The organism is Stenotrophomonas sp. STEN022, assembly GCF_056760155.1.
Map to the genome: position 1 here is coordinate 50,001 of NZ_JBRREG010000015.1, position 7,362 is coordinate 57,362.

Consider the following 7,362-nt stretch of genomic DNA (forward strand, 5'->3'; position numbering starts at 1 on the left):
CACGACCGATCAGGGCAAGGGCTTCATCAATCGAGGACACGCTAAAACTCCCGACTTCGCAGTCAAAAACATGAATGGTGTTAAGTACAAGTTAACCACGTTAACCGATTGAAAAGCCATGCGGCTCAATGGTTTGACGCGGTATTGATAGGTGTCTATGTTACCTGCGTTTGGGCCCGCGATCCGGGTCGACCAGAGAACCGACCGATGTCCCAACCCGATCATGGCTCCGCGCGCAAACAGCGCTTCCAGGAAAGACTCCACGTCCTGCACGACAACGCCCTGCATCGGAAGTTGAAGGAACATCTGCCCGCCGCGTTCAACGAACGCTGGAACCGGCGGCATTGGATCCACGCCAGCCTGTTCGTCACTATCGGTGCACTGGCGGCGACGATCGTCCCCGGCTTTTCCAATTCCATCGACAGCAACCTGCCGTCGGCGCATTCCACGCTTGCCCTGCCCTTGCCGCCGCTGTCGCTGGCGCGGCGCGGCGAAACCCCGGGCGACAGCTGGCAGATCCAGCGTGTAGCGCGTGGCCAGACCCTGAGTGATCTGTTTGAAGCCGCTGGCGTGCCGGCGACCACCATGCAGAAGGTACTTGACCACCCGGGCACCCGTGAGGTGCTGACCAAGCTCCGCCCCGGCGCGGAAATCGCCTTCGACCTGCCGGTCAATGGCGCGCTGCGCACGATCCGCTTCGACCGCGATGCCAATCACCGCGTGGAACTGACCCTGCAAGGCGACCAGATCCGCGAAAAGGTCAGCGAGCGGGCCACCAGTACCCGCACGGTGGTGGCCAGTGGTGAGATCACCAGTTCGCTGTACAACGCCGCCCGCAAGGCTGGCTTGTCACCGTCGGCCATCGCCACGATGACCGATGAAATCTTCAAGTACGACATCGACTTCTCCAAGGACCTGCAGCCGGGCGACCGCTTCAGCGTGGTGTTGGACGAAACCTGGCGCGAAGGCGAGCGCATCGACACCAGCAAGATCCTGGCGGCGACCTTCCAGACCGGCGGCAAGACCTATACCGGCTTCCGTTTTGATCGCGCCGGCAAGTCCGAGTACTTCGACCTCAACGGCCGTTCGTTGAAGAAGAGCTTCATTCGTTCGCCGATCCAGTTCGCGCGCCTGAGCTCGAACTTCGGCACCCGTCGCCATCCCATTCTCGGCACCATGCGCACCCACAAGGGTGTGGATTACGCCGCGCGCACCGGTACCCCGATCATGGCTGCCGGCGACGCCCGCGTGCAGTTCGCCGGCACCCAGCGTGGTTACGGCAATGTGGTGATCCTCGACCACGGCAGCGGCCACACCACGCTGTACGGGCATATGTCACGGCTTGGCCCCTACCGTGCCGGCCAGCGCGTGAACCAGGGCCAGGTGATCGGCTACGTGGGTTCCACCGGCATGTCGACCGGCCCGCACCTGCATTACGAATTCCGCGTCAACGGCGTGCACCGCAATCCACTATCGGTGACGATGCCGCCGCCGCAGCCGCTGCAGGGTGCCGATCTGGCCGCCTTCCGCGCACAGACCGCGCCGGCGATGGCGCGTATCCGGGGTATGGAAGAACTGATCTACGCCGATGCCGGCGACAGCAGAAAGCCGGCGGCAACACAGACTGCCGCCGCTACACCAGCAGCAGGCGGCAAGCGCGGCTGAGCCAGCGCAACACCGTTGACGATACGGGCAGGGAGCTTGAAGCTTCCCTGCCCGTTTCTTTTATAGCGACCGCCATGTCCTCTGTTGATCCGCAGCTGCCGCTGTTTCTTGGCCTGATGTCCGGCACCAGCGCCGACGGCATCGATGCGGCGCTGGTGCAGTTTCCGCACAGTGGTGGCTGCCGCTTCGTGCACGGCCACACCCATGCTTGGGATGCCATCACCCGTGACGCCCTGATCGCACTGGGCCAGGGTGGCGAGCCCACGTCGATGGATGCGCTGGGGCAGCTGGATGCCAGTGTTGGCATCGCCTTCGCCGCTGCCGCCAACCATCTGCTGGAAGACGCCGGAGTCCGCCGCGAGCAGGTGCGGGCAATCGGCTCGCACGGCCAGACCATCCGGCACCGGCCGCTGAGCAACCCGGCTTTCACCTGGCAGATCGGCGACGCTAACCGTATTGCCGAACTGACCGGCATCACCACCGTGGCCGACTTCCGCCGCCGTGACGTGGCCGCTGGCGGGCATGGCGCACCGCTGATGCCAGCCTTCCATCTGGCGATGCTGGGCAGTGCCGATGAAGATCGCGCGGTGCTCAACCTCGGTGGCATCGCCAACCTGAGCCTGATTGCCCGCGATGGCAGCATCCGCGGTTTCGACACCGGCCCGGCCAATGCCTTGCTGGATGGCTGGTGCCAGCGCCATCTTGGTCATGCGTTCGATGCCGATGGCGCATTTGCTGCCAGTGGCCGTGTGGATGAAGCCTTGCTGGGTCGGCTGCTGGCCGAGCCATGGTTTGCCTTGCCGCCGCCGAAAAGTACCGGCCGCGAGCAGTTCCATCTGGAATGGGTGGAGGCGCAGCTGGGCGTGAATACGTTGGCACCTGCGGATGTGCAGGCGACGCTGCTGGAACTGACCGCAGCCACGGTGGCCGATGCGCTGCTGGCACAGCTGCCGGCTGCGCGGCGCGTGCTGGTCTGCGGCGGCGGGGTGCGCAATCCGCAGTTGCTGTCGAGGTTGCAGGCGCGGCTACCGGGCGTGCTGATCGGCTCCAGCGCCGAGCACGGACTGGACCCGGATTACATGGAAGCGATGGGTTTTGCGTGGTTGGCGCAGGAAACCCTGGCTGGGCGGCCGAGCAACCTGCCCAGCGTCAGCGGCGCTCGTGGACCGAGGATTCTGGGCGCGATTCATCTGGCTTGAAGCGCTGGCGGTAGGCGGTAGTGCCGAACCATGTTCGGCAGAGGCTTTACCGGGAATGCTCCAGCCGAGCATGGCTCGGCTCTACAGTTCTCAGATGTCGCTGCCGGTCGGTAGCGCCTGCAGGGCCTTGATGGCCTCGGAGAGGACGTCTACTTCAGGGTCTTCGAAGCCGCCACGTACGTGTTGCTCGCTGGTGAACAAACCTTGTTCCAGCAGGGCAAGACAGGTCTCCTCACGGGTCCAGCCGCGTGCCACCGACAGGCGGCGGATGCGCTCCATCAGCAGCGGATCGATATCACGCAGAGTCACGTCAGCCATGTGCACCACACTACTGTCGGTGAATCCCCCCGGCGGCATCATCAACGACACCGCCGGAGGATTCAATCGGCGCGTGGGATCAACCAGAGCGCGACAGCTGGGTAGTGGCATCGACCTCACGCCGCAGCCACCATGCCATCAGCAGGCCCGGCAGGCCCACCACCACAGACACCAGGAAGAAAACCTGCCAGCCATAGGCGTCTGCCAACACACCCGCAAACGGCCCGACAAACACCCGCCCCAAGGTCGCAAATGCCGATAGCAAGGCGTAGTGGGTAGCCGAGAAACGCGTTCCGCACAGCCCGCTGAGCAGGGCAACAAACGCGGCCGTGCCCATGCCACCGGCGAAGTTATCCAGGCTCAATGCAAACAGCAGCAGGCCATCCATCGGCGTGGGCTGGTCCAGGTGGACAATCAGCAGGTTGAACGCCGGCACTTCAACCGTACCCCAGGCCCCTGCTCCTTCCCGCGCCAGCAGGTAGAAACCGAGGTTGGACACCAACTGCAGCACGCCGAAGCCGATCACCGCCGTCGACAGACGCAGACGCAGCAGGAAGAAGCCACCGACGATGGCGCCAACAATCGTCATCAACAGGCCGATGGTCTTGTTGGCCAGGCCCACTTCAGCCTGGCTGAAGCCCATGCCCTTGAGCAGGAACGGGGTGGACAGGCTCAACGCGAACGCGTCGCCCACCTTGTACAGCACCACCAAGGCCAGGAACGCCCCCGCGCCACGCATGCCGAAATAACTGCGCAGCGACGCGTTGAGCGTCTCGAACCGCACCCAACGGGTAACGCCCAGCCCTAACACCATGGCCGCGGCTATCTGGGTGACGACGAACACCAGCCGCACCCAGCGATCGGTGCTGTCCGGATCGAGCCCGAACAACACCAGCGCCTGATGGGCCAGCCATGCTCCCAACGCCACGCCGGCGACCAGCGCCAGAAAACCACGCAGCTCACCGCCGGCCTTGGAGACCGGTGCCTTGAAGCGCTCTGGCAGCTGCGGCATCAACAGCAGCGCCAACACGCCCACTGCCACCGACAAGCCCGCCATCACCCGGTAGACCTGCGGCCAGCTCTGCCATTGCTCGGCCCAGATAAGGGTGATGCCGCCAGAAAGAACCATCGCCAGACGATAGCCAAGGACGGTAAGCGAACCGCCCAGGCCGCGCTCGGCCGGCGCCAGCAGATCGGTGCGGTAGGCATCGATCACCACATCCAGCGTCGCCGACAGGCAGGCCACCAGCACCGCCACCGACGCGAACAACGCCAGGTTGCGCGATGGCGACAGCGTGCTCATGAAAGTCAATGCCACGCCAAGCGCGAACAGCATCAGTACTATCCAGCCACGCCTGCGCCCGAGTATCGGCAGGTCGAAGCGGTCGATCAGCGGCGCCCACAGGAACTTGAAGGTGTACGGGATACCGATCAGCGACAGGAAGCCGAGCGTGACCAGGTCCAGCCCGTCCACGGTCAGCCACGCCTGCATCGCGCCGCCGGTCAGCGCCAGTGGCAGGCCGGAGGCAAAACCGAGCAGGAGGATCACGAACAACCGGCGCAGGCGTTGCAGCCCGGCCGGCGAGGCTTCCACTACCGCTTCACTCACAGGTCGTAGTCCACGGTGAACGGGGCGTGGTCGGAGAAGCGCTGGCCGGTATAGATCGAGCTGCCACGCAGGCGCTCACGCAGGCCGGGGGTGACGAACTGGTAGTCGATGCGCCAACCGACGTCGTTGGCGCGCGCCGCGCCGCGGTTGCTCCACCAGGTGTAGTCCTGGCCTTGCGGGTGCAGCGCGCGGTAGGCATCGACCCAGCCGCGGCCGTTGGCGGTATCGGTCAGCTCGGCCTGGTCGGCGCAGAAGCCGTTCATCCAGTCGCGCTCTTCCGGCAGGCAGCCGGAGTTCTTCTGGTTGGATTTCCAGTTCTTGATGTCCAGCGCGCTGCGCACGATGTTCCAGTCGCCGCACAGCACGTAATCGCGGCCGCTGGCCAGCCATTCGTCCAGGATCGGCTTCAACCATTCCATCACCTCGAACTTGAAGCCCTGGCGTAGCTCGCCCGAGGACCCGGACGGAATATAGAAGGAGACCACGCTGAGGTTGCCGAAGCGCGCCTCGATATAACGGCCTTCATCGTCGAACGGGGCCCAGCCCAGCGAGGTACGCACTTCGTCAGGCTCGCGTCGGCTCCAGATCGCCACGCCGCTGTAACCCTTCTTGGTGATGGCATCGCGGTAGAAGCAATGGTGGCCATCCGGGCGGAACAGCGCGTCGGTCAGCTGCGACTCCTGCGCCTTGGTCTCCTGGACGCAGAGCACGTCGGCCTGCTGGGCCAGGAACCACTCGTTGAAGCCCTTGGTGGTGGCAGAACGGATGCCGTTGGCGTTGAAACTGATGATGCGCATGAAGGATCGCTGTTGGGAAAGCTCAAGACCGGCACAGCATACCGCCCGGACCGGGGCGGCCGACAAACCGGGCCTCAGCTTTCCCCTGACAGCAGCCCGGTTCGCTGCGGGACCACCGCCCGGACCCGCAGCCCAGCAATTGCAAGGGCCATGCTTTACCCTAGTAGCCTCAATAGACGATAAGACAGCGTATTTACATGAGTGACCACCGTTCCCGTTTCCTGCAGCTGGCGCTGAACGCCGATGCGCTGCGTTTTGGCCAGTTCACCCTCAAGTCTGGCCGGGTAAGCCCGTACTTCTTCAATGCTGGCCGTTTTGACACCGGCCTGGCGCTGGCCCAACTGGGCAACTGCTACGCCGACGCCATCGACGCCGCCGGTATTGCGTTCGACCAGCTGTTCGGCCCGGCCTACAAGGGCATCCCGCTGGCTACCTCGATTGCCTGCGAGTTCTCGCACCGTGGCCGCAACCTGCCGTTGACCTTCAACCGCAAGGAGGCCAAGGACCACGGCGAAGGCGGCACCCTGATCGGCGCCGACATGGCCGGCAAGCGCATCCTGATCGTTGACGACGTGATCACCGCCGGTACTGCCATCCGCGAGGCCCTGGCCATCATCCGCGAGGCCAAGGGCATCCCGGCCGGTATCGTGGTGGCGCTGGACCGCCAGGAGATCGCCTCGGAAGAAGACCGCCGTTCAGCCGCGCAGGCTGTTTCCGCCGAAACCGGCATTCCGGTGATCGCGGTGGCCAATCTGGCCGATCTGCTTGCATTCGCGTCCGGGAACCCGGAACTTGTTGGCTATCGCGAACCGTTGCTGGCCTACCGTGGCCGCTACGGGAGCAATCCGACAGGCTGATAGCAGGGGGCTGCCATGGTGCCGAATCCGTCCAAAACCGCCACGACGTTGGTGCTGATGCTGGCTGCGCTGGCAATGCCAGCGCTGGCGCAGAACAAACCAGCCGATACCGGCAAGAAGCTGTATTGCTGGGATGAGGGCGGCAAACGTATCTGCTCGGACACCTTGCCACCGGAAGCTGTGAACAAGGCGCGCGAGGAATTCAACGCCCGCAGCGGCATCCGCGGTGCGGATGTGCAGCGCGCGCTCACCGCCGAAGAGCGTGCGGATGCGGCCCTGGCCAAAGCCCAACAGGAAGTGGATGCAGCGGCGGCAGATACGCGCAAGCGTACCGAGCAGGCGATGCTGTCCACCTACGCCACTGAAGATGATCTGCGCCGTGTGTTCAGTGAGCGCACGGCGATTGTCGACAACAACGTCAAGACCGCCATCTTCAACGTGACCAGCCTGCGGGGCACCTTGGCCTCCCAGCTTGCCAGTGCCGGCAACAGGGAACTGGCCGGGCAGAAAGTGCCTGACAAGCAGGCCGGCGAGATCCGCCAGCGTCACAACGAACTGCTCGCACAGCTGCGCCTGCAGGCGGCGTTCGAGCAGCAGCGGCAGGCACTGGAAGTTGAGATCGCCGAGAGCCTGGCGCGCTACCGCGAGCTGAAGGGGATTGCGGTACCAGCAGCGGCTGCGGCCGCCCCTGCTGCCAGCGCAGAGCCAACCAAAGGCTGAGAGACGTAGGATGTAGTGCCGAGACATGCTCGGCAGGAGCTCTACCGATAAATTGTCGGATTGCGAATGAAAGCGGCCTTCGGGCCGCTTTTTTTTTGTTCAAAAGCTTCCCCTCATCCGCCCTCCGGGAACCTTCTCCCGTAAACGGGAGAAGGGATTGGCTTCCTGCACCTGCTTGTCCGCGAGTTACTGAAGGT

General features: G+C 64.3%; 8 protein-coding genes (1 of these 8 cut by a window edge). 4 read left to right on the top strand and 4 right to left on the bottom strand.

The features are described from left to right. Nucleotides 1-40, bottom strand: partial view of a tyrosine--tRNA ligase gene (gene tyrS, locus ACVOMF_RS05275; protein ID WP_481508323.1) — the 5' portion only. It extends 1,175 nt beyond the left edge of the window; the window shows 40 of its 1,215 coding nt (coding positions 1-40); it begins with the start codon at nucleotides 38-40; its stop codon lies beyond the left edge, outside the window. 167 nt (nucleotides 41-207) lie between these two features. On the opposite strand from tyrS, the gene ACVOMF_RS05280 reads away from it, so the two are divergent. Both ACVOMF_RS05280 and ACVOMF_RS05285 read left to right on the top strand, forming a co-directional pair. Then, the gene (locus tag ACVOMF_RS05280) at nucleotides 208-1,665 is read left to right on the top strand and encodes a peptidoglycan DD-metalloendopeptidase family protein (RefSeq protein ID WP_481508324.1); all 1,458 of its coding nucleotides are present in this window, start codon (nucleotides 208-210) and stop codon (nucleotides 1,663-1,665) included. Nucleotides 1,666-1,739: 74 nt separating this feature from the next. Continuing rightward, nucleotides 1,740-2,864, top strand: coding sequence for an anhydro-N-acetylmuramic acid kinase (locus ACVOMF_RS05285; RefSeq protein ID WP_481508325.1), 1,125 nt, complete (start codon nucleotides 1,740-1,742; stop codon nucleotides 2,862-2,864). Between the two features lie 90 nt (nucleotides 2,865-2,954). Here ACVOMF_RS05285 and ACVOMF_RS05290 read toward each other — a convergent pair whose 3' ends face one another. The 3 genes from ACVOMF_RS05290 to ACVOMF_RS05300 form a co-directional block, all read right to left on the bottom strand. Continuing rightward, nucleotides 2,955-3,182, bottom strand: coding sequence for a hypothetical protein (locus ACVOMF_RS05290; RefSeq protein WP_481508326.1), 228 nt, complete (start codon nucleotides 3,180-3,182; stop codon nucleotides 2,955-2,957). 79 nt (nucleotides 3,183-3,261) lie between these two features. Beyond that, on the bottom strand, nucleotides 3,262-4,791 hold the full coding sequence (locus tag ACVOMF_RS05295; protein ID WP_481508327.1) for an AmpG family muropeptide MFS transporter: 1,530 nt from the start codon (nucleotides 4,789-4,791) through the stop codon (nucleotides 3,262-3,264). Further along, nucleotides 4,788-5,588 carry an exodeoxyribonuclease III gene (locus ACVOMF_RS05300; RefSeq protein ID WP_481508328.1) on the bottom strand — a complete coding sequence of 267 codons (801 nt, stop codon included), beginning with the start codon at nucleotides 5,586-5,588 and terminating at the stop codon, nucleotides 4,788-4,790. Before ACVOMF_RS05300 ends, ACVOMF_RS05295 begins: the two co-directional genes overlap by 4 nt. A gap of 197 nt (nucleotides 5,589-5,785) precedes the next feature. On the opposite strand from ACVOMF_RS05300, the gene pyrE reads away from it, so the two are divergent. Both pyrE and ACVOMF_RS05310 read left to right on the top strand, forming a co-directional pair. Next, nucleotides 5,786-6,445, top strand: a complete 660-nt coding sequence (gene pyrE / locus ACVOMF_RS05305; RefSeq protein WP_481508329.1) for an orotate phosphoribosyltransferase — start codon at nucleotides 5,786-5,788, stop codon at nucleotides 6,443-6,445. A gap of 15 nt (nucleotides 6,446-6,460) precedes the next feature. Then, complete coding sequence (locus tag ACVOMF_RS05310; protein ID WP_481508330.1) at nucleotides 6,461-7,165, top strand: hypothetical protein; 705 nt, start codon at nucleotides 6,461-6,463, stop codon at nucleotides 7,163-7,165. Nucleotides 7,166-7,362 lie beyond the last annotated feature (197 nt).